Annotated in this window: 21 protein-coding genes; 14 read left to right on the top strand and 7 right to left on the bottom strand. The window is 72.0% G+C overall.

Annotation, left to right across the window (positions count from 1 at the left end):
• Nucleotides 1-62: 62 nt before the first annotated feature.
• Nucleotides 63-794, top strand: a complete 732-nt coding sequence (locus ACWDEN_RS10380; protein WP_450858356.1) for an SseB family protein — start codon at nucleotides 63-65, stop codon at nucleotides 792-794.
• Here the strand turns inward: ACWDEN_RS10380 and ACWDEN_RS10375 are convergent, their stop codons facing one another.
• On the bottom strand, nucleotides 795-1,151 hold the full coding sequence (locus tag ACWDEN_RS10375) for a DUF1844 domain-containing protein (RefSeq protein WP_351622276.1): 357 nt from the start codon (nucleotides 1,149-1,151) through the stop codon (nucleotides 795-797). It abuts the gene before it with no gap.
• Nucleotides 1,152-1,502: 351 nt separating this feature from the next.
• Between ACWDEN_RS10375 and infC the strand changes: the two genes are divergently transcribed.
• The 10 genes from infC to ACWDEN_RS10325 all read left to right on the top strand — a co-directional run bounded on the left by infC (nucleotide 1,503) and on the right by ACWDEN_RS10325 (nucleotide 12,467).
• Entirely contained in the window at nucleotides 1,503-2,165 is a 663-nt protein-coding gene (gene infC, locus ACWDEN_RS10370; protein WP_228618720.1) for a translation initiation factor IF-3, read from the top strand.
• 112 nt (nucleotides 2,166-2,277) lie between these two features.
• Nucleotides 2,278-2,472 (top strand): 50S ribosomal protein L35, encoded by a 195-nt coding sequence (rpmI, locus tag ACWDEN_RS10365; protein ID WP_003977225.1) that lies wholly within the window; start codon nucleotides 2,278-2,280, stop codon nucleotides 2,470-2,472.
• A 97-nt stretch (nucleotides 2,473-2,569) separates the two neighbouring features.
• Nucleotides 2,570-2,953 carry a 50S ribosomal protein L20 gene (gene rplT, locus ACWDEN_RS10360; RefSeq protein WP_351622279.1) on the top strand — a complete coding sequence of 128 codons (384 nt, stop codon included), beginning with the start codon at nucleotides 2,570-2,572 and terminating at the stop codon, nucleotides 2,951-2,953.
• A gap of 192 nt (nucleotides 2,954-3,145) precedes the next feature.
• Nucleotides 3,146-4,000: a TrmH family RNA methyltransferase gene (locus tag ACWDEN_RS10355; protein WP_351622282.1), complete on the top strand. Its 855-nt coding sequence runs from the start codon at nucleotides 3,146-3,148 to the stop codon at nucleotides 3,998-4,000.
• A 50-nt stretch (nucleotides 4,001-4,050) separates the two neighbouring features.
• Nucleotides 4,051-5,187 (top strand): sensor histidine kinase, encoded by a 1,137-nt coding sequence (locus ACWDEN_RS10350; protein ID WP_351622285.1) that lies wholly within the window; start codon nucleotides 4,051-4,053, stop codon nucleotides 5,185-5,187.
• Nucleotides 5,188-5,355: 168 nt separating this feature from the next.
• Complete coding sequence (gene pheS, locus ACWDEN_RS10345) at nucleotides 5,356-6,477, top strand: phenylalanine--tRNA ligase subunit alpha (RefSeq protein WP_351622288.1); 1,122 nt, start codon at nucleotides 5,356-5,358, stop codon at nucleotides 6,475-6,477.
• The gene (gene pheT / locus ACWDEN_RS10340) at nucleotides 6,477-8,999 is read left to right on the top strand and encodes a phenylalanine--tRNA ligase subunit beta (protein ID WP_351622291.1); all 2,523 of its coding nucleotides are present in this window, start codon (nucleotides 6,477-6,479) and stop codon (nucleotides 8,997-8,999) included. The genes pheS and pheT overlap by 1 nt, the downstream gene beginning before the upstream one ends.
• Nucleotides 9,000-9,308: 309 nt before the next feature.
• A complete protein-coding gene (locus ACWDEN_RS10335; RefSeq protein ID WP_351617179.1) occupies nucleotides 9,309-10,400 on the top strand; it encodes a PP2C family protein-serine/threonine phosphatase in 1,092 nt (363 codons plus the stop codon).
• Nucleotides 10,401-10,524: 124 nt separating this feature from the next.
• Nucleotides 10,525-11,865: a transcriptional regulator gene (locus ACWDEN_RS10330; RefSeq protein ID WP_351617181.1), complete on the top strand. Its 1,341-nt coding sequence runs from the start codon at nucleotides 10,525-10,527 to the stop codon at nucleotides 11,863-11,865.
• A 65-nt stretch (nucleotides 11,866-11,930) separates the two neighbouring features.
• Nucleotides 11,931-12,467: an NUDIX hydrolase gene (locus ACWDEN_RS10325; protein WP_351617184.1), complete on the top strand. Its 537-nt coding sequence runs from the start codon at nucleotides 11,931-11,933 to the stop codon at nucleotides 12,465-12,467.
• On the opposite strand, the gene ACWDEN_RS10320 is transcribed toward ACWDEN_RS10325, so the two are convergent.
• Together ACWDEN_RS10320 and ACWDEN_RS10315 are read right to left on the bottom strand one after the other, a co-directional pair.
• A complete protein-coding gene (locus tag ACWDEN_RS10320; protein ID WP_351617186.1) occupies nucleotides 12,464-12,721 on the bottom strand; it encodes a hypothetical protein in 258 nt (85 codons plus the stop codon). The two genes, ACWDEN_RS10325 and ACWDEN_RS10320, sit on opposite strands and share 4 nt — an antisense overlap.
• 148 nt (nucleotides 12,722-12,869) lie before the next feature.
• Complete coding sequence (locus ACWDEN_RS10315; RefSeq protein ID WP_351617188.1) at nucleotides 12,870-13,745, bottom strand: 3-hydroxybutyryl-CoA dehydrogenase; 876 nt, start codon at nucleotides 13,743-13,745, stop codon at nucleotides 12,870-12,872.
• Nucleotides 13,746-13,916: 171 nt separating this feature from the next.
• Here ACWDEN_RS10315 and ACWDEN_RS10310 point away from each other — a divergent pair, with 171 nt between their 5' ends.
• Entirely contained in the window at nucleotides 13,917-15,143 is a 1,227-nt protein-coding gene (locus tag ACWDEN_RS10310; RefSeq protein WP_450858350.1) for a glycoside hydrolase family 10 protein, read from the top strand.
• Here ACWDEN_RS10310 and ACWDEN_RS10305 read toward each other — a convergent pair.
• Together ACWDEN_RS10305 and ACWDEN_RS10300 are read right to left on the bottom strand one after the other, a co-directional pair.
• Nucleotides 15,113-15,340 (bottom strand): DUF1918 domain-containing protein, encoded by a 228-nt coding sequence (locus ACWDEN_RS10305; RefSeq protein WP_351617194.1) that lies wholly within the window; start codon nucleotides 15,338-15,340, stop codon nucleotides 15,113-15,115. The genes ACWDEN_RS10310 and ACWDEN_RS10305 overlap by 31 nt on opposite strands.
• Before the next feature lie 20 nt (nucleotides 15,341-15,360).
• Nucleotides 15,361-16,272 carry a DMT family transporter gene (locus tag ACWDEN_RS10300; RefSeq protein WP_351617197.1) on the bottom strand — a complete coding sequence of 304 codons (912 nt, stop codon included), beginning with the start codon at nucleotides 16,270-16,272 and terminating at the stop codon, nucleotides 15,361-15,363.
• Here ACWDEN_RS10300 and ACWDEN_RS10295 point away from each other — a divergent pair.
• Nucleotides 16,271-17,704, top strand: coding sequence for an aminotransferase-like domain-containing protein (locus ACWDEN_RS10295; protein WP_450858347.1), 1,434 nt, complete (start codon nucleotides 16,271-16,273; stop codon nucleotides 17,702-17,704). The genes ACWDEN_RS10300 and ACWDEN_RS10295 overlap by 2 nt on opposite strands.
• Here ACWDEN_RS10295 and ACWDEN_RS10290 read toward each other — a convergent pair.
• Nucleotides 17,701-18,315, bottom strand: coding sequence for a DUF6461 domain-containing protein (locus tag ACWDEN_RS10290; RefSeq protein WP_351617203.1), 615 nt, complete (start codon nucleotides 18,313-18,315; stop codon nucleotides 17,701-17,703). The two genes, ACWDEN_RS10295 and ACWDEN_RS10290, sit on opposite strands and share 4 nt — an antisense overlap.
• A gap of 175 nt (nucleotides 18,316-18,490) precedes the next feature.
• Between ACWDEN_RS10290 and ACWDEN_RS10285 the strand changes: the two genes are divergently transcribed.
• Entirely contained in the window at nucleotides 18,491-19,084 is a 594-nt protein-coding gene (locus tag ACWDEN_RS10285) for a histidine phosphatase family protein (protein WP_450858345.1), read from the top strand.
• Here the strand turns inward: ACWDEN_RS10285 and ACWDEN_RS10280 are convergent.
• The gene (locus ACWDEN_RS10280; RefSeq protein WP_450858343.1) at nucleotides 19,066-19,518 is read right to left on the bottom strand and encodes a DUF6314 family protein; all 453 of its coding nucleotides are present in this window, start codon (nucleotides 19,516-19,518) and stop codon (nucleotides 19,066-19,068) included. The genes ACWDEN_RS10285 and ACWDEN_RS10280 overlap by 19 nt on opposite strands.
• Nucleotides 19,519-19,669: the final 151 nt, after the last annotated feature.

Here is a 19,669-nt window from a genome sequence, read left to right as displayed (position 1 = left end):
CTGAGATTCCGGTGAAGGCTCCCGTGCGGCGGGCCGGCGAGGTGGCTATAGGGTCGGTGACCGTGGCGAACAAGAACATTCCCGACCCCGGCTTCTCCGACGACGACGGCTCCGCCGACCCCCGGCTGAGCGCCGCGCTCGCCGCCTGGGCCGAGGACCGCGGCGCCCTCGGGCCCGTCCTCGAGGCGCTGAAGGGCGCGCGCCTGCTCGTCCCGGTCGTCGCCGTGCTCGGCGAGGTCGAGGAGGACGCGAACGGGCTGCGCCGCGAGAAGACCAGCGACATGGCGGTACCCACCCTGAAGGCCGGCGACCGCACCGCGCTGCCCGCCTTCACCTCCACCGACTCCCTCGCCCGCTGGGACCCCGCGGCCCGCCCGGTCGCCGTACCGCTGCACCAGGCGCTGCAGGCCGCCGCCCACGAGAAGGCCGACACGGTCGTGCTGGACCTCGCCGGGCCCGTGCCCTTCGAGCTGACCGGCCCGGCGCTGCTCGCCCTCGCCGAGGGCCGCACCAGCACCGACCCGCTCGCCGACCCGGCCGTGCTCGAGGCCGTCCGTACGGCCGTGGCGGCGGAGCCCGCCGTACTGCGCGCCCACCTCGGGGCGGGGCGGACCGACGGCACCCTCGCCCTGGTCCTCGCCCCGGCCGCCCCGCCCGCCGAGGCCGCCCGCGCGGTCGCCGAGCGGCTCGCCGCCGACGAAACACTGAGGGCCCGCCTGGTGCACGGCCTCGACCTGGCACTGCTGCCGGCCGGGACCACGGCTCCGGGCGAGCCCCTGTACGTGAAGGAATAGCTAGCCGTAGACCGGGCCGGTGTACTTCTCGCCCGGCCCCTGGCCCGGCTCGTCCGGGACGATCGAGGCCTCGCGGAACGCCAGCTGCAGCGACTTCAGACCGTCGCGCAGCGGCGCCGCGTGGAAGGAGCTGACCTCGGTCGCGCTCGCGTCCAGCAGGCCGGCGAGCGCGGTGATGAGCTTGCGGGCCTCGTCCAGGTCCTTGTACTTCTCGCCCTCCTCGCTCAGCCCGAGCTTCACGGCGGCGGCGCTCATCAGGTTGACGGCGACCGTCACGATCACCTCGACGGCGGGGACCTCGGCGATGTCCCGGGTCATCGCGTCGAAGTCGGGGTTCTCAGGAGGGGTCTCACTCATGCCCCACACGATAGGTGGCCCCGTTGCGCCTTCGCGATGACGGGTCCGATTCGCCCTTCCCGGCCCGTGCTGCTAACCTTGTGTGACGACCGGCTGGACAGCATCCTGCCCAGCCCACAAGTGGAGGCTCCGATCTCCCACCTGACCGTCCTCCGGGACGGCGGGTCACCCGGTCAGGCGGCCACCATCGTTCCGTACGGACGATGGAGCCGCCCGAACTGCGCCCCGCGGTCCCCGCGGCGGTGCTCCGGCTGTCATTGGAGCCCCGCCTGTGATCGTCCGGGGCATTTTTGCTGCTTCGGCGCGGTTAGGTCTAGCGAAAAGACGTACGCGGCTGTCCGCCAGACAACCGTGTGGTGCTACCGAGGAGGATCCATCAGCGCCGAGCCCCGCATCAACGACCGGATTCGCGTTCCCGAGGTGCGACTTGTCGGTCCCAGTGGCGAGCAGGTCGGCATCGTGCCGCTCGCGAAGGCACTGGAGCTTGCGCAGGAGTACGACCTCGACCTGGTCGAGGTCGCGGCGAACGCCCGTCCGCCCGTGTGCAAGCTCATGGACTACGGGAAGTTCAAGTACGAGTCGGCCATGAAGGCCCGTGAGGCGCGCAAGAACCAGGCGCACACGGTCATCAAGGAGATGAAGCTCCGGCCGAAGATCGACCCGCACGACTATGACACCAAGAAGGGTCACGTCGTCCGGTTCCTCAAGCAGGGCGACAAGGTCAAGATCACGATCATGTTCCGTGGTCGCGAGCAGTCCCGTCCCGAGCTGGGCTACCGACTGCTGCAGCGCCTCGCGGAGGACGTCCAGGACCTCGGTTTCGTGGAGTCGAACCCGAAGCAGGACGGCCGCAACATGATCATGGTCCTCGGTCCGCACAAGAAGAAGACCGAGGCCATGGCCGAGGCCCGCCAGGCGCAGGAGGCCCGCAAGGCCGAAGCGAAGGCGAACCCCGGTAAGTCGCAGAACCCTGCCGAGGCTGAGGCGTCCGCCGAGGAGCCCGCCGAGGCGTGATCCCGGGGGACTTCGGTCCCCGAGGATGTAACCGATAGAAGAGCGACGCTCCACCGTGCCCGGTTTTCGCAACCGGGCACCGGAGCGCCACCGACGAGGAGATAACGGCGCTATGCCGAAGAACAAGTCGCACAGCGGTGCCAGCAAGCGCTTCAAGATCACCGGCTCCGGCAAGGTGCTCCGCGAGCGCGCCGGCAAGCGCCACCTGCTCGAGCACAAGTCGTCCCGCGTCACGCGTCGCCTCACCGGCAACGCCGAGATGGCCCCGGGCGACGCCGCGAAGATCAAGAAGCTTCTCGGCAAGTGACCTGCGGCGCCGTCTGAGCGCCGTCTGTCTGGACCGGGACCGAATCGTTTCCGGGTCGTGTGAGTACCCCCACGGCCCCGCTACAAGGAGTTAACAAGTGGCACGCGTCAAGCGGGCAGTCAACGCCCACAAGAAGCGCCGGGCGATCCTCGAGCAGGCCTCCGGCTACCGCGGTCAGCGTTCGCGCCTCTACCGCAAGGCCAAGGAGCAGGTCACCCACTCGCTGGTCTACAACTACAACGACCGCAAGAAGCGCAAGGGCGACTTCCGTCAGCTGTGGATCCAGCGCATCAACGCCGCTGCCCGCGCCAACGGCATCACCTACAACCGCTTCATCCAGGGTCTGAAGGCCGCGAACGTCGAGGTCGACCGCAAGATCCTGGCCGAGCTGGCCGTCAACGACGCCAACGCGTTCGCCTCGCTCGTCGAGGTCGCGCAGAAGGCGCTGCCGTCGGACGTCAACGCGCCCAAGGCCGCGTGACGCTGCGCTGGCATTGAGCCGACGCTCACTGGACCCGCAGGCCTCAGGGCTTGCGGGTCCTGCTGTTGAGGGCTTCCGCCGTCGTTCGGCCGCGGGTGCGTCGTGGCTTGTCGCGCAGTTCCCCGCGCCCCTGACGGGCGCTGCAACCCGGTGGCGTCACAAAGAGAAGACTTTCTGAAGGTGAAGGACAGGATGCCCACCCCCGAGCTGATCTCGCCCCGCTCCGCCCGAGTCGCCGCCGCCCGCCGGCTCGCCAAGCGGAACCTCCGGGGTAAGGACCGGCTGTTTCTCGCGGAGGGGCCGCAGGCCGTCAGGGAAGCGGCCGGGCATCGGGTCGACGGCACGCCCACCCTCGTCGAGGTGTTCGCCACCGTCGAGGCCGCGGAGCGGTACGCCGACATCATCGGGGCCGCGCGCGACGCCGGTGCCCGGGTGCACCTCGCCTCCGAAGAGGTCATCGCCGACATCTCCACCACCGTCACCCCGCAGGGGCTCGTCGGGGTGTGCCGGTTCCTCGACACGCCCTTCGAGGAGATCCTCGCCGCCCGGCCGAGGCTCGTCGCCGTCCTCGCCCACGTGCGCGACCCCGGGAACGCCGGCACCGTGCTGCGCTGCGCCGACGCCGCCGGCGCCGAGGCGGTCGTCCTCACCGACGCCTCCGTGGACCTGTACAACCCCAAGGCCGTACGCGCCTCCGTGGGCTCCCACTTCCATCTGCCGGTGGCCGTCGGCGTGCCCGTCGAGCGGGCCGTCGCGGGCCTGCAGGACGCCGGTGTGCGCATCCTCGCGGCCGACGGGGCGGGGGACCGTGACCTCGACGAGGAACTCGACAAGGGCACCATGGGCGGGCCGACCGCGTGGGTGTTCGGCAACGAGGCCTGGGGGCTGCCGGAGGAGACCCGCGCGCTCGCCGACGCCGTCGTACGCGTGCCCCTCCACGGAAAGGCCGAGAGCCTGAACCTCGCCACCGCCGCCGCCGTATGTCTCTACGCGTCGGCGCGTGCACAGCGCGCCTCCGGAGGGTGCCGCACCGTCACCCAGAGCTAGTAGGGTGACCAACTCGGGACCCTGCGCGGTCTGAGAGGTGGGGTACGGGGATGAGCGTGGCCGGCACGAGCACCGCGCCGCAGGGGCGGGACGCGCGGCGCACACCCGTGCCCCGGCAGGGTGACCACGGCTGCGGCCTCGAGCCCGACCAGCTGCCCGACGGCCTCGTCGTCGCCGACGAGCACGGCCGCGTCGTCTGCTTCAACGCCGCCGCCGCCCGGATCACCGCCGTACGCGCCGCCGACGCCCTCGGCCGGCCCCTGGAGAAGGCGCTGCCGCTGGAGGACCTGGAGGGCCGCCGCTGGTGGCAGCTCACCGATCCCTACGGGGGGCTCGCGATCCGGACCCGGCAGCCGGAGCGCAACCTCTTGCTGCCCGGGGTGCGGGAAGTGCTCGTCTCCGCCCGCTATGTGCGCGCCGCGCCCCTCGGGCCCGTGCAGCGTGTCGTCGTCTCGCTCCGGGACACCGAGGCCCGCCGCCGTACCGAGCGCAGCCACGCCGAGCTGATAGCGACGGTCGCCCATGAACTGCGCTCGCCCCTCACCTCCGTGAAGGGCTTCACCGCCACGCTCCTCGCCAAGTGGGAACGCTTCACCGACGACCAGAAGCGGCTGATGCTGGAGACCGTCGACGCCGACGCCGACCGGGTCACCCGGCTCATCGCCGAGCTGCTGGACATCTCACGGATCGACTCCGGGCGGCTGGAGGTGCGCCGGCAGCCCGTCGACATAGGAGCCGCCGTCTCCCGGCACATCCAGGCCTATGTCGCCGCCGGCCAGAGGGCCGACCGCTTCCTGCTGCGCATCGAGCAGCCGCTGCCCGCCCTGTGGGCCGACCCGGACAAGATCGACCAGGTGCTCAGCAATCTCCTCGAAAATGCCGTGCGGCACGGCGAGGGAACCGTCACCATAGACGTCACACCCTGCGCGTCCCCGCGCGAGGGCGAGCAAACGGGCACGTCGGTCACGGTGAGCGACGAGGGGCCCGGCATCCCGGAGGAGTCCATGAACCGCGTCTTCACCCGCTTCTGGCGGGGCAGCAAGCGCGGCGGCACCGGCCTCGGGCTGTACATCGTCAAGGGCATCGTCGAAGCCCACGGCGGCACCATCACGGTCGGCCGCGCCTCCGGCGGCGGCGCCGAGTTCCGATTTACGTTGCCCGTGGGGGCACCGGCGTATCTCGCCTGACGAGACCCGGAGCAGCCCGCGGGCGCATTCGCCCACCTCCACCCCGTTAGACTCGGCCTTTGGCAGCTTTGTGTCCTTCACGCGGCCCTCGCGAGTCGGTGACGGGGACCATCCGCCTGGGGGCACCTCCCAGCGTCAGCTGGGGGACAATCGGAAGCACGGGAAGAGATGTCGGCACCGAATAAGTCGTACGACCCTGTAGAGGTCGAGGCGTTGAAACCGGAAGAGATCGAGCGCATGCGGGACGGGGCGCTCGCCGCCTTCGCCGCCGCGGACTCCCTCGACGCGCTCCACGAGGCCAAGGTCGCCCACACCGGCCCCGCCTCACCGCTGGCCCTCGCCAACCGCGAGATCGGCGCCCTGCCCCCGCACGCCAAGGCCGAGGCCGGCAAGCGCGTCGGCATGGCCCGCGGCGCCGTGAACAAGGCCCTCGCCGCCCGGCAGGCCGAGCTGGAGGCCGAGCGGGACGCCCGCGTGCTGGTCGAGGAGGACGTCGACGTCACGCTGCCGTACGACCGCGTCCCGGCCGGCGCCCGCCACCCGCTGACCACGCTCTCGGAGCGCATCGAGGACATCTTCGTGGCCATGGGCTACGAGGTCGCCGAGGGCCCGCAGGTCGAGGCGGAGTGGTTCAACTTCGACGCCCTGAACATCGGCCCGGACCACCCGGCCCGCGGCGAGGCGGACACCTTCTTCGTGCAGGGCCCGGACGGCGGCACCGAGTCCGGCGTCGTGCTGCGCACCCACACCTCGCCCGTGCAGATCCGCTCGCTGCTCGGCCGCGAGCTGCCGGTCTACGTGATCTGCCCCGGCGTCGTGTACCGCACCGACGAGCTGGACGCCACCCACACCCCGGTCTTCCGCCAGGTCGAGCTGCTCGCCGTGGACGAGGGCCTGACCATGGCCGACCTCAAGGGCACCCTGGACCACATGGTCCAGTCGCTGTTCGGCGCGGGCATGAAGACCCGGCTGCGGCCGAACTTCTTCCCCTTCACCGAGCCGAGCGCCGAGATGGACATGCTCTGCTACGTCTGCAAGGGCGAGTCCGTCGGCAACCCCGACCGGCCCTGCCGCACCTGCTCGTCCGAGGGCTGGATCGAGCTGGGCGGCTGCGGCATGGTCAACCCGCGGGTGCTCACCGCCTGCGGCGTCGACCCGGAGAAGTACAGCGGCTTCGCCTTCGGGTTCGGCATCGAGCGGATGCTGATGTTCCGCCACAACGTCGAAGACATGCGAGACATGGTCGAGGGTGACGTCCGGTTCACCCGGCCGTTCGGGATGGAGATCTGATGCGGGTCCCGCTTTCTTGGCTGCGGGAGTACGTCGACCTGCCGGCGACGGAAACCGGCCGCGACGTCCAGGAGAAGCTCGTGTCGGCCGGCCTCGAGGTCGAGACCGTCGAGCAGCTCGGCGCCGACCTCAAGGGCCCGCTGGTCGTCGGTCAGGTGCTGACCATCGAGGAGCTGACCGAGTTCAAGAAGCCGATCCGCTTCTGCACCGTCGACGTCGGCCAGGCCAACGGCACCGGCGAGCCCCAGGAGATCGTCTGCGGCGCCCGCAACTTCGCCGTCGGGGACAAGGTCGTCGTGGTGCTCCCCGGCGCCACGCTGCCCGGCGGCTTCTCCATCGCCGCCCGAAAGACCTACGGCAAGGTCTCGCACGGCATGATCTGCTCCAGCGACGAGCTGGGCATGGGCGACGACGGCAACCACGGCATCATCGTGCTGCCGCCGGAGACCGAGGTCGGCAAGGACGCCATCGAGCTGCTGGAGCTGGTCGACGAGGTCCTGGACATCGCCGTCACCGCCAACCGCGGCGACTGCCTGTCCATCCGCGGCGTGGCCCGCGAGGCCGCCATCGCCTACGGCCTGCCGCTGCGCGACCCGGCCCTGATCGACGTACCGGCCCCGAACGCCTACGGCTACCCCGTCCAGGTCTCCGACCCGTTCGGCTGCGACCGGTTCACCGCGCGCACGGTCACCGGCCTGCGCCCCGAGGCCCGCTCGCCGATCTGGCTGCAGCGCCGGCTGCAGAAGGTCGGCATGCGCCCGATCTCGCTCGCCGTCGACGTCACGAACTACGTGATGATGGAGCTGGGCCAGCCGCTGCACGCCTACGACCGCAGGCTGGTCCAGGGCACCATCGGCGTGCGCCGGGCCCGGGAGGGCGAGAAGCTCGTCACCCTCGACGGCGTCGAGCGCAAGCTGCACGCCGAGGACCTGGTCATCACCGACGACCGCGGCCCCATCGGCCTGGCCGGCGTGATGGGCGGCGCCAACACCGAGATCGCCGATCACGAGGTCACCGAGGACGGGGTGAACGGGACCACCGACGTGGTCATCGAGGCGGCCCACTTCGACGCCGTCGCGATCGCCCGTGCGTCCCGCCGCCAGAAGCTGCTGTCCGAGGCGTCCCGCCGCTTCGAGCGCGGCGTCGACCCGCAGGCCGCCGCGGCCGCCGCGCAGCGCACCGTGGACCTGCTGGTGCTGCTCGCGGGCGGTACGGCCGAGGCCGGCGTCACCGAGGTCATCGCGCCCTCGGCGCCGCACACCATCACCATCCCGGCCGACCATCCGGACAAGGTCGCGGGTGTCGTCTACGGCCGTGAGACGGTCGTCCGCCGCCTCCAGCAGGTCGGCTGCGACGTCTACGGGCAGGACGAGCTGATCGTCACCGTCCCGTCCTGGCGGCCCGACCTGGTCGACCCGAACGACCTCGCCGAGGAGGTCATCCGCCTCGAGGGCTACGAGAACCTGCCCTCCACCCTGCCCAAGCTCCCCTCCGGCCGTGGGCTGACCCACCGCCAGCGGCTGCACCGCCGGGTCGGCCGCGCGCTGGCCGGCGCGGGCTATGTCGAGGCGCCGAACTACCCCTTCGTCGGCGAGCAGGTCTTCGACCAGCTCGGCCTGGCGGCCGACGACCCGGCCCGCCGCGTGGTCAAGCTGGTCAACCCGCTCAGCGACGAGGAGCCCGCGCTGCGCACGACGCTGCTGCCGGGCCTGCTCGGTGCCCTGCGGCGCAACGACGGCCGGGGCTCGCACGACCTGGCGCTGTTCGAGACGGGGCTGGTGTTCCACCCCCGTGAGGAACAGCGTGTCGCCATGCACCTGCCGGTCGACCGGCGTCCCACCGACGAGGAGATCGCCGCGCTGAACGCCGCGCTGCCCGTGCAGCCGCGGCACGTGGCCGTGGTCCTCACCGGCGCCCGTGAGCAGGCCGGCTGGTGGGGCAAGGGCCGTCCGGCGGACTGGGCGGACGCGGTGGAGGCCGGACGCGCCGTGGCACGGGAGGCCGGCGCCGAGCTGATCGTCCGCAAGGGCCAGTACGGCCCCTGGCACCCCGGCCGCTGTGCCGAGCTGGTGGTCGTCGCCGAGGGGGCGGAGCAGGTCGTCGGCCATGCGGGCGAGCTGCACCCGCGGGTGCTGAAGGCCCTGGGGCTGCCCGAGCGCACCTGTGCGATGGAGCTCAACCTGGACGCCCTGGAGACGGTGGGCGACGGCGCTCCGCAGGCACCGCGGATCTCGACGTTCCCGGTCGCCACGCAGGATGTCGCCCTCGTGGTCGACAGGCCCGTCCCCTCCGGGGAGGTCGAGGCGGCGCTGCGTGAGGGCGCGGGTGAACTCCTCGAGTCCATCCGGCTGTTCGACGTGTACGAGAACGCGGAGCAGCTGGGCGAGGGCAGGAAGTCGCTGGCGTACGCGCTGCGGTTCCGGGCCGGTGACCGGACGCTGACGGTGGACGAGGCGTCTGCCGCCCGGGACGCGGCGGTTGCCCTCGCGGGCGAGCGGACCGGTGCGGTTCTGAGGGGCTAGCCCGTCGACCGGGCGGGCAGCCGCTTATCGACCGGAGTCCCGCGCCCGTTCGGGGCGCGGGACTCCGGTCGATCATGGGGAACCGGGCGACACATGGCCCCACCCGGAAGGGGACGTGCGGACCTTCCGAGATTCAGCTCCCATGGTCGGCCGACTGCATAAATGCAGGTTGACCGGCTGCTTGCTCACTCATTCGAGTGGCAACGGGGGGTGAGCCGACCCATCCCGGCCATGCCCTCGACAGAATCGGACCGGCCTTTCGGGGTCGGTCCGTCTGCTCTTTCAGGGCCCACATGGGGGACCAGAGGCATGATCCGCATCAAGGCACGGGCGCCCACCGCGCGGGGGGCCGTACTGCCCACGGTCTGGGGAGCCGTGGCGGTCGCCTACAAGTTCGGCTGCCCGCTCGCCCAGCAGAACGGCCTCGGCGCGCGCATCGTCACCAGCGCCGTCTTCTTCGCCGTCGGCACCGGGCTGATCTTCCATGTGCGCCGCGCGCTGCTGCGGGAGCTGCGGCAGGTCCGCCGGGTGGCGCGGGCCGCGCAGAGCGTCGTACTGCGTCCCCTGCCGCCACGCCTCGACGGGCTGAACGTCGCCGCCGCCCAGCTGTCCGCGGACCGGGGCGCGTGCGTCGGCGGTGACCTGTACGAGGCGATCGCCACCGAGCACGGGGTGCGGGTGGTGATGGGCGACGTACGCGGGCACGGTCTGGCCGCGCTCGGCACGGTCGCCGCCGTGCTGGGCAGTTTCCGCGAGGCCGCCCACGACGAGCCCGAACTCGGCGGCGTCCTGGGCCGGCTGGACCGCGCCCTCGCCCGGCACCTGCGCGAACGCGCCCGCGCCGAACACCCCGCGAACGGCGGCCAGGACCCCGACCACCCGGTCGCCGAGGAGTTCGTCACCGTCCTGCTCCTGGAGATCGACCGCGACGGACGGCTGCGCGCCCTCAACTGCGGTCACCCGTGGCCGTATCTGCTCAGCGGCACGAGAGTCGAGCCGTTGACGCGCGTCGACCCGCTTCCGCCACTGGGTCCCTTCCCGCTTCCGGCCGAGCTGGAGGCCGAGTCCTGTGGTCATCTGGTTCCGGGTGAGTCCCTGGTTCTGTTCACGGACGGAGTGGAGGACGCGCGGGACAGCCGGGGCCGGTTCTTCTCGCTGCCGGGGACGCTGAGCGACGTCGTACGGGATCACCCCGTCTCTCCCCAGACGGTCCTGCGCACCGTCTTCGCCGCGCTCCTGCAGCACACGTCCGGCAAACCCACGGACGACACAGCGCTACTGGTCCTGCGGAACGACCGAACGTGGGGCGAGCCCTCCTGCCCGGGGGCGCGGCACCCTCGTGGTCGACCCGGCCAAGCCACCGCTTTTCGAGGGGGAGCCGGCGGCTTGGCCGGCACCTAAGTCAAGCGGTCCGGCACGCTGAGCGACACCGCGTGCACAGCCCGGATGCACGTGTTCCGTTCACACCCCGTGTGAAGGCGAGCGCACTACGCTGAACGGCACCAGGCCACCCGGGGGGCATCCCATGCAGCCCAACACTCTGCTCGACGCGATCCTGGACGAGGCGGGGATCTCGCACGCCGGTCTCGCCGCCCACGTCAACCAGGCGGGCCGGAGACGGGGCCTCGCGCTCCGGTACGAACACACCGCCGTGGCACGGTGGTTGAAAGGCCAGCGACCGCGCGGCCAGGTCCCCGACCTGATCTGCGAGGTGCTCGCCGCCCGCCTCCATCGTCCCGTCACCCTCGACGACATCGGCCTGGGCGTACCCGGCGAGCCCAGCACCCCGCACGTCGGCTCGCTGAACGGTTTCGTGGAGCGGGCGACCGCCCTGTGGCGCTCCGACGAACAGCAGCGGCCGCACGTCCTGGGCGCCCCCGCCGTCACCGGGACCCCGGCCGTGATGCCGGTCTGGGAGTGGGAGAACCCGCCCGAGGACGTCGATGTCTCCCGCGGCGGCCGGCACCGGGTCACCCCGGCCGACATCGAGATGCTGCGCGCCGCGCGGACGCACTACGAGCAGATGTACCGCAAGGCCGGCGGCATCGCGACGCGCACCCGGATCGTCGGCTTCCTCAACGCCGAGGCGGCTCCGCTGCTGCGCGGCAGCTACACCGACGCCACCGGACGCCAACTGCACCGCGCCACCGGCGGTTTGGTGGCCATCGCGGGCATCTGCGCCTACGACTCCGACGCCCACGGTCTCGCCCAGCGCTACTTCCACCAGGCGCTCCGGCTGGCGAAGGCCAGCGGCGACCGGGGACTTGGCGCGTACGTCATAGCGCTGCTGGTCAACCAGTCGCTGTTCATGCGGGAGTACCGGCAGGCCGTCGCCTTCGCCGAGGCCGCGCTGCGGGCCGCCGGCAAGCACATCACCCCGGCGCTCGCCTCCGACCTGTACGCGATGCAAGCCAAGGCGTACGCCCACCTCGGCGACTCCGCGGGGGCCCTGTCCTGCATCCGGCGCGCCGAGGCGGCGGCCGAGCGGATCCGGCGCGGCCACGAGCCCGACGAGACCGGCTATGTCCAGCCGGGCCTGGTCAATGTGCAGGTGGCCGAGGCACTGCTCAGCCTCGGCGAGCTGGCCGCCGCCCGGGAGCACGCGGCGGCGGCCGTCGACAACCCGGCCCACGACCGGGGGCGGGTGCACCGGCTCGCCATGCTCAGCACCATCGAGCTGCGCCAGGGCAACGCCGACAAGGCGGTGGCCACCGCTGTGCAGATGGCCGAGCAGGCACGCGGAATGGAGTCCCAGCGGCTGCGCGACAGACTCCGCGCGGTACGCGAACACCTGGCGCGCTGTGGCTCGGCCGGCACCGCCGAAGCCGCCGAACTCATCGACGGGGCACTGCGCGTACCGCTGTAGGCCCCCTGTAGGTGCACAGTCCCTGCTGCGATATTGCCACTTACTCGACGGAAGGTGGCAGAACCGTGCAGTGGACGAAGCAGAACGAACAAACTGTGTATGAAAACCGCTGGTTCAGCGTCAATCTCGCAGATGTCGAGCTGCCGGACGGCCGGCACCTGGACCACTTCCTGATCCGGCTGCGGCCCGTGGCCGTGGCGACCGTGGTCAACGAGGCCAACGAGGTGCTGCTGCTGTGGCGGCACCGCTTCATCACCGACAGCTGGGGCTGGGAGCTGGCCGCGGGCGTCGTCGAGGACGGCGAGGACATAGCGAGCGCGGCCGCCAGGGAACTGGAGGAGGAGACCGGCTGGCGGCCGGGGCCCCTGCACCACCTGATGAGCGTGGAGCCGTCCAACGGCCTCACCGACGCCCGGCACCACATCTACTGGTCCGACCGGGGCGAGTACATCGGGCATCCCGTGGACGACTTCGAGTCGGACCGCCGGGACTGGGTCCCCCTCAAACTCGTTCCCGACCTGATCGCCCGTGGGGAGGTCCCGGCCGCCAACATGGCGGCCGCGTTACTCCTGCTGCACCACCTCAGGCTCGCCGAGGGCTAGCGGGCCAGGGCCTGCCAGATCGTCACGAGGAGCGCGCCCAGTGAGGTGAGCACGGCGAGCGAGGGCAGCGGCCAGCGTGCGTGTTCCAGCGCGTTCAGGCGGGTGTCCAGCTCGTCCAGTTCCTTGGTGGTCTCGTCGGTCCGGTGCCGCAGCAGCGCCAGCCCTCCCTCGACGTGTGCGTAGGCCACGTCGAGGCGGCGCCGTAACTCTGCGAGTTCTCCCTGGACCACGGGATGCTCCGGATGGGCGGTCACGTGTCCACTCCTTTCCGTAGTCGGACGGTGTTGCATCCCTTGCATGGGCATGAGGAGTCAACTCGCCCGGCGGACACGTGGGGAGCGTGTGCGACGGGCATATGCGTGCCCGTCGCACACACGGAGTGTGAAGCGCCGTTGTGCGCGATCAGCCGTAGGTGTAGAAGCCCGAGCCGGTCTTCCGGCCCAGCCGGCCCGCCTCGACCATGCGCTGGAGCAGCGGGGGAGCGGCGTACAGCGGCTCCTTGTACTCGGCGTACATGCTGTTGGCGATGGAGACGATGGTGTCCAGGCCGATCAGGTCGGACAGCTTCAGGGGGCCCATCGGGTGGGCGCAGCCCATCTCCATGCCGTTGTCGATGTCCTCGCGGCTCGCGATGCCCGACTCGAACATCCGGATCGCGGAGAGCAGATAGGGCACGAGCAGCGCGTTGACCACGAAGCCGGAGCGGTCCTGGGCGCGGATGGCGTGCTTGCCGAGCACCTTCTCCGCGAAGACCTGGGCGCGGCTGAGGGTGCCCTCGGAGGTGGTGAGCGCCGGGATCAGCTCGACCAGCTGCTGCACCGGGGCCGGGTTGAAGAAGTGGATGCCGACCACGTGGTCCGGGCGGGAGGTGGCGACCGCCAGCTTCACCAGCGGGATCGAGGAGGTGTTGGAGGCGAGGATCGCGTCCGGGCGGGTCACCACCTGGTCGAGGACCTGGAAGATCTCCGTCTTCACCGGCTCGCTCTCCACCACGGCCTCGATCACCAGGTCGCGGTCCGCGAACTCGCCGAGGTCGGTGGTGAAGGTGAGCCGCGCCTGCGTGGCGTCCCGCTCCTCCTCGGTGATCTTGCCGCGCTCGGCGGCCTTGGCCAGGGAGGTGAACAGCCGGGTACGGCCGATCTCCAGGGCCTCGCCGGTGGTCTCGGCGACCTTCACGTCCAGTCCTGCGCGGGCGCACACCTCGGCGATGCCGGCGCCCATCTGGCCGCAGCCCACGACTCCGACGCGCGCAATGTCTCCCGCTGGGATGCCCGTCACATCGTCCCCTTCGCTGGTTCTCCGGCTCGCCGGCAGGACACCGGGTTTCGGCGCCTGCTCCGATCGAGCACGTTACCGTCAAGTATCGATGATCGATCGGCCGGGTGGGTGCATCCTGTGGCGCGGGACGATCCGTGAGGGAGCGGATCCGGAGCGTATGGGGGTGTGCACATGGGGCATCTGTCACGGCGGGCCTTCACGCTGGCGGCGCTGTCGACGCTGGCCACGGCGCAGGGCGCGGCAGCGGCCGCGGGTCATCGGCCCCGCGCGGCCGCCGAGATGCGGGGCGTGTGGCTCGCGACCGTGTCCAACCGGGACTGGCCGTCCCGGCCCGGGCTCACGGCCGCGGCACAGCGGGCGGAGCTGACCGCCCATCTCGACCGGGCGGCCCGCGACCGGCTCAACACGGTGGTCTTCCAGGTACGGCCCACCGCCGACGCGCTGTGGCCGTCGCCGTACGAGCCGTGGTCCGAGTACCTCACCGGCACCCAGGGCAAGAGCCCCGGCTGGGACCCGCTGGGCACCGCGGTGCGCGAGGCCCATGCGCGGGGCCTGGAGTTGCACGCCTGGTTCAATCCGTACCGGATCGCGAACCACACCGACCTCGGCCGGCTCGCGGCCTCGCACCCGGCCCGCAGGCACCCGGACTGGGTGGTGCCCTACGGCGGGAAGCTCTACTACAACCCGGGTCTGCCCGAGGTCCGCGCCTTCGTCCAGCGGGCGATGCTCGACGCGGTCGCCCGGTACCCGGTCGACGGCGTCCACTTCGACGACTACTTCTACCCGTACCCGGTCGCGGGGCAGACCTTCGACGACGATGACGCCTACGACCGCTACGGCGGCGACTTCCCGAGCCGGGCCGACTGGCGGCGGGACAACATCGACAGACTGGTGCGGGAGACGGCCGCCGGAATCAGGCGGGTCCGGCCCGGCACCCGGTTCGGGATCAGCCCCTTCGGGGTCTGGCGCAACGCCTCGACGGATCCGCTCGGCTCGGACACGCAGGCGGGCGTGCAGACCTACGACGACCTGCACGCGGACACCCGCAGATGGGTGCGCGAGCACTGGATCGACTACATCGTGCCGCAGCTGTACTGGCACATCGGCTTCGCCGCCGCCGACTACGCGAAGCTGGTCGACTGGTGGGCGGCGGTCGCGAAGGGCACGAGGACACGCCTCTACATCGGCGAGGCCCTGTACAAGGCCGGGGCCGCCGGGCAGCCCTCGGCCTGGCAGGACCCGGCCGAACTGTCCCGGCACCTCACCTTCGCCGCCCGTTACCCGCAGGTGCGCGGGCATGTGTTCTTCGCCGCCAAGGACGTGGCGGCCGATCCGATCGGGGCGATGTCACGTGTGATCACCGACCACTACGGGCGATCGGCGAAGCCGCCCCGCTGATCGATCGCCCGCTCGTCGCGGTGCTTGACCTGGCAGTCGGGTCCGGGGGACATGATCGCCTCGTGTCCGTCCTTGAACCGTACGCGGTAGGGCGGGCTGCCCTCGGCACCCAGGACCTCGACTACTTCCGATTCCTGGTCGTGTTGGCCGACCACCCTGCCGTGCTGCACAAGATGGTCGCCCTTGGATGCACGCATATTGCAGGCCCTCCTCATGATCACGACCGCTGGGTGACGGCGATGCACACGAGCACGGCGACGGCTGTCACCGGGGCGGCGGCCGTGAAGTGCTCGCCCAGCAGCAGCGCCGACCACACCAGTGTGAGCAGCGGCTGAGCCAACTGCAACTGGCTGGCCCGGGGGATGCCGATGACCGCCATCCCCCGGTACCAGACGACCAGGCCGAGGAACTGCGAGCCCAGCGCCACCCACAGCAGGCCGGCGATGCCGTGCCCGGTGAGCTGGACGGGCTCGTACGTCAGGGCCACCGCGGCGGCCGGCACGCTCAGCGGCAGGCACAGCACCAGCGCCCAGCCGATCACCTGCCAGCCCGGCATGATCCGGGCCAGCCGGCCGCCCTCCGTGTAGCCGGCCGCGCACACCAGCAGGGCCGCGAACAGATACCCGTCGGCGGTCGTGAGCGCGCCGCCGCTCTGCCCGACCGTGAAGGCGACCACGGCCGCGGCGCCCGCCAGCGCGGCCGTCCAGAACCGGCGCGAGGGGCGGCTGCCGGTGCGCAGCGCCGAGAACACGGCCGTGGTCAGCGGCAGCAGCCCCACCACGACGGCGGCGTGCGCGGTGGTGGAGGTCTGCAGGGCGAGCGTCGTCAGCATCGGGAAGCCGGCCACCACGCCGGCGGCGACGACGGCGAGACCCGGCAGATGCCGGCGCTCCGGCAGCGGTACCCGCAGCGCGAGGAGGCAGCCGCCCGCGACCAGCGCGGCGAGCACACTGCGCACGGCCACCAGCGACCAGGGACCGAAGCCCTGCAGACCCCAGGCGGTGGCAGGGAAGGTCAGGGAGAAGGAGGCCACGCCGAGGGCGGCGAGACCGGTGCCGAGGCCGCGGCGCTCGCGGGGAGCGGTGACCGCTATCGCACTGGGGGCAGTAGCGCTACTCTGGGTTCTCATGCATCAGCGTAGCAGTGTCAATGATTTGGCAGAACAGCTCCGGCGAGACCTTGACCGCTACTCTCCAGGTGGAAAGCTCCCGTCGAGCCGGACGCTGGTCGAGCGGTTCCACGTGAGCCCGGTGACCGTCTCGCGCGCCCTCGCCCAGCTCGTCGCCGAGGGACTGGTGGTCACCCGGCCCGGGGCCGGCGCCTTCCGGGCCCGGCCCGGCACGGCGCAGACCCCGGCCGGGGACACCTCCTGGCAGGAGGTCGCGCTGAGCGCCGACGGCGCCGCCGAGCTCGTACCGCGTACGGTGGACGCCTCCGGGGTCACCGTCTCGCTGGCCGCGCCGCCGCCCGGCGTGCTGGAGTTCAACGGCGGCTATCTGCACCCCTGTCTCCAGCCCGAGCGGGCCATGGCGGCGGCACTCGCCCGCGCCGGGCGGCGGCCCGGGGCCTGGGGGAGGCCGCCGCTGGAGGGACTGCCGGAGCTGCGGGAGTGGTTCGCGCGCGGCATCGGCGGGGGCGTCACCGCGGCCGAGGTGCTGATCGCGGCCGGCGGTCAGTCCGCGCTGGCCACCGCCCTGCGCGCGCTCGCCCCGCCCGGCGCCCCCGTCCTCGTCGAGTCGCCCACCTACCCCGGCATGCTGGCCCTCGCCCGCGCCGCCGGACTGCGCCCGGTCCCGGTGCCCGTCGACCCCGACGGAGTGCGCCCCGAGCTGCTCGCCGACGCCTTCCGGGCCAGCGGCGCCCGGGTGTTCGTCTGCCAGCCCCTGTTCCAGAACCCCACCGGTGCCGTCCTGGCCCCCGACCGGCGCGCCGAGGTGCTGCGCATCGCCCGCGAGGCCGGCGCCTTCGTCATCGAGGACGACTTCGTACGGCGCCTGGTGCACGCCGATGCGGGCCCGCTGCCCCGCCCGCTGGCCGCCGACGACCCGGACGGCGTGGTCGTGCACGTCGGCTCGCTGACCAAGGCGACCTCGCCCAGCTTCCGGGTGAGCGCCCTGGCCGCGCGCGGTCCGGTGCTGGAACGCCTGCGGGCCATCCAGGTCGTGGACAGCTTCTTCGTCCCCCGGCCGCTGCAGGAGGCGGCCCTCGAACTGGTCGGCTCCCCGGCCTGGCCCCGTCATCTGCGGGCGCTGTCGGCCGAGTTGAAGGCCCGCCGCGACGCCATGACGGCCGCGCTCGCCGTGCACCTGCCCGAACTCGCCCTGCCGCACGTCCCGTCCGGCGGCTACCACCTCTGGCTCCGGCTGCCCGACCGGACCGACGAGTCCGCCCTCACCGCGGCCGGCCTGCGCGCGGGCGTCGCCCTCACCCCCGGCCGCCCCTACTTCAGCGCCGAACCTCCCGCGGCCCACCTCCGCCTGAGCTTCGCGGCCGTCGCCGGCACGGGGGAGATCGCCGAGGGGGTACGGCGGCTGCGGGCGGCCTGCGACGAGGTGTTCTAGGGCACGGTGACCAGGGCGCAGGTGAACTCCAGCGACGCGAACAGCTCCGGGGTCAGCCGGACTCCGGTGATCCGGTGGGCGAGCGCGAAGGCGGCCTCGGTGTGCCCGGTGAAGTCCCGCTCGTCGTCCGCTCTCAGGTCGAAGCCGGACTCCCGCATCTCGGTGAGGAGCCCGTCGGGGTCGGTGCCATGGCGATGGGAGGGGAACAGCGGCTCGAAGCCGAGACGTATCTCGCCGTCCTCCGACCAGTGGAAACTGTCCACCGCGTTGACGTTCCGGAAGTGCGAGACCACCGTACGGCCCCGGCTGACGGGATCCATCAGTTCGGAGCGGTTGCCCACGTACCCGTTGTACTCGACCATCAGTGTCCAGTCGCCGACGGCCGCGACACCGACGAGCAGTCTGTCGTCCTCGTACTCGTCCCAGGCGTCGTACGACGGCTCGGCCAGCGCCGCCACCCCGGTCACCCGCCCGTCGGGTTCCGCCCGCAGCTCCCGCAGCAACCGGTCGGGTGTCATGTCCTGCACCAGTGTGACGCAGTAGGCCTCCAGGAGGTCCTGGTGCCGCTCCCTGAGCCAGCCGTAGTCGGCGGCCGTCGTGATCTCGGTCATGAGTGCAGCTTGCCAGGGACCACTGACAACGCGGGGCGCGAGCGGCCGGGCGCCCGGCCGCTGGATCGCGGCGGCACGTGGAGGCCGCGTCCCGCGGGGTAAGCGGCCGCACACCCTGAGTAGCTCACAGGGGTCAGCCCTTGACCTTCGCACACGACCGTCACACCATCACCGCATGCCACTGAGGGTGACGTTTGTCGCCGCCGCGCGCAGCGCCCCGCTGCTCGCCGAGCGTTTCGCGGACGACCGGCCGCTGGACCAGGCCGGCTGGGACGAGGTGCGGCGCGCCGCCGGGGACCTGCTGCCGCTGGCCGCGGCCGAGCTGCGGTACTGCTCGCCGACCCCGCGCAGCCGGGCCACCGGCGACGCCCTGGGGTACGCCCCGCTGGTCCAGCCGGCGCTGCGGGACTGCGACATGGGCCGCTGGCGCGGGATGACCCTGGGCGAGGCGATGGCCCGCGAGCCGGAGGCGGTGGACGCCTGGCTCGCCGACCCGCGCGCCGTTCCGCACGGCGGCGAGTCCCTGCTGACCTTCATCTCCCGGGTCGGCGGCTGGCTGGACACCCGGCCGGCCGAGGACGGCGGCCGGATCGTGGCCGTCGCCGAGCCCGCCGTGATCCGCGCGGCCCTGGTCTATGCCCTGAAGGCGCCGCCCGCGACCTACTGGAACATCGACGTGCGTCCGCTGTCCACGTCCACCGTCACCGGCCGCGCGGGTCGCTGGAACCTCCGCCTCGACGCCGCCTCGGCTCAGCCCTCGCGGGCATAGTCCGTGGTCAGCACCAGGTCCTTCGCCGGCCCGCCGACCCGCCACACCGAGCGCCAGCGGTCGGCGTCCCGCACGGTGAACTCACCCCGGTAGAGGTCGGCCGCGCACGGGTGCTCGGCGACGTACCACCCCGAGCTCAGGTCCAGCGCGTGAAAGGGCCGCCCGTCCGCGAACCGCACGTCCGCCGTGCCCGGCGTGGACCCCGGCAGGAACCGCAGTGTGCGGGTGGCGGGCCGGGTCACGCCCTGCCAGGTGAAGTCGCCGGACTCTTCGTGCAGCAGCCCTCCGGCCTCGAGCGGGGTGAAGACCGTCACCCCTGAGAAGTGCCCTTCCGCAGCGCCCGCCAGATCCCGGACCGTCCGCTCGACGTGCCAGCGGCCGGCCAGATGGGTCAGCACATCGGGGACCGGCCAGTACCGGGGCTGCACATCCATGAGGCGAGCTTACGGCCGGCCGTGCCCGCCCCATGGATGTGCTCACACCCCTCCTCTTACCGTGCGTTCGAAGTGCTGACCAATGTGTGATATTTCGAACATCGACCCCACGGCGCAGGGGCCCGCGAGGTACGACTTCTCGGTATGGGCC

Source organism: Streptomyces sp. NPDC001153 (assembly GCF_053598315.1).
Note: the sequence above shows the minus strand (reverse complement) of the source record. Positions and strands in the feature narration are given on the sequence as shown.

Bases quoted from the DNA above. Each gene is read 5' to 3' on its own strand.
- rpmI (WP_003977225.1), top strand. From the start codon at position 2,278: ATGCCGAAGAACAAGTCGCACAGCGGTGCCAGCAAGCGCTTCAAGATC.
- pheS (WP_351622288.1), top strand. From the start codon at position 5,356: ATGTCGGCACCGAATAAGTCGTACGACCCTGTAGAGGTCGAGGCGTTG.
- ACWDEN_RS10295 (WP_450858347.1), top strand. From the start codon at position 16,271: ATGCATCAGCGTAGCAGTGTCAATGATTTGGCAGAACAGCTCCGGCGA.
- ACWDEN_RS10300 (WP_351617197.1), bottom strand. From the start codon at position 16,272: ATGAGAACCCAGAGTAGCGCTACTGCCCCCAGTGCGATAGCGGTCACC.
- ACWDEN_RS10280 (WP_450858343.1), bottom strand. From the start codon at position 19,518: ATGGATGTGCAGCCCCGGTACTGGCCGGTCCCCGATGTGCTGACCCAT.
- ACWDEN_RS10355 (WP_351622282.1), top strand. From the start codon at position 3,146: ATGCCCACCCCCGAGCTGATCTCGCCCCGCTCCGCCCGAGTCGCCGCC.
- ACWDEN_RS10290 (WP_351617203.1), bottom strand. From the start codon at position 18,315: ATGACCGAGATCACGACGGCCGCCGACTACGGCTGGCTCAGGGAGCGG.
- ACWDEN_RS10330 (WP_351617181.1), top strand. From the start codon at position 10,525: ATGCAGCCCAACACTCTGCTCGACGCGATCCTGGACGAGGCGGGGATC.
- ACWDEN_RS10310 (WP_450858350.1), top strand. From the start codon at position 13,917: ATGGGGCATCTGTCACGGCGGGCCTTCACGCTGGCGGCGCTGTCGACG.
- pheT (WP_351622291.1), top strand. From the start codon at position 6,477: ATGCGGGTCCCGCTTTCTTGGCTGCGGGAGTACGTCGACCTGCCGGCG.
- ACWDEN_RS10285 (WP_450858345.1), top strand. From the start codon at position 18,491: ATGCCACTGAGGGTGACGTTTGTCGCCGCCGCGCGCAGCGCCCCGCTG.
- ACWDEN_RS10335 (WP_351617179.1), top strand. From the start codon at position 9,309: ATGATCCGCATCAAGGCACGGGCGCCCACCGCGCGGGGGGCCGTACTG.
- ACWDEN_RS10350 (WP_351622285.1), top strand. From the start codon at position 4,051: ATGAGCGTGGCCGGCACGAGCACCGCGCCGCAGGGGCGGGACGCGCGG.
- ACWDEN_RS10375 (WP_351622276.1), bottom strand. From the start codon at position 1,151: ATGAGTGAGACCCCTCCTGAGAACCCCGACTTCGACGCGATGACCCGG.
- ACWDEN_RS10305 (WP_351617194.1), bottom strand. From the start codon at position 15,340: ATGCGTGCATCCAAGGGCGACCATCTTGTGCAGCACGGCAGGGTGGTC.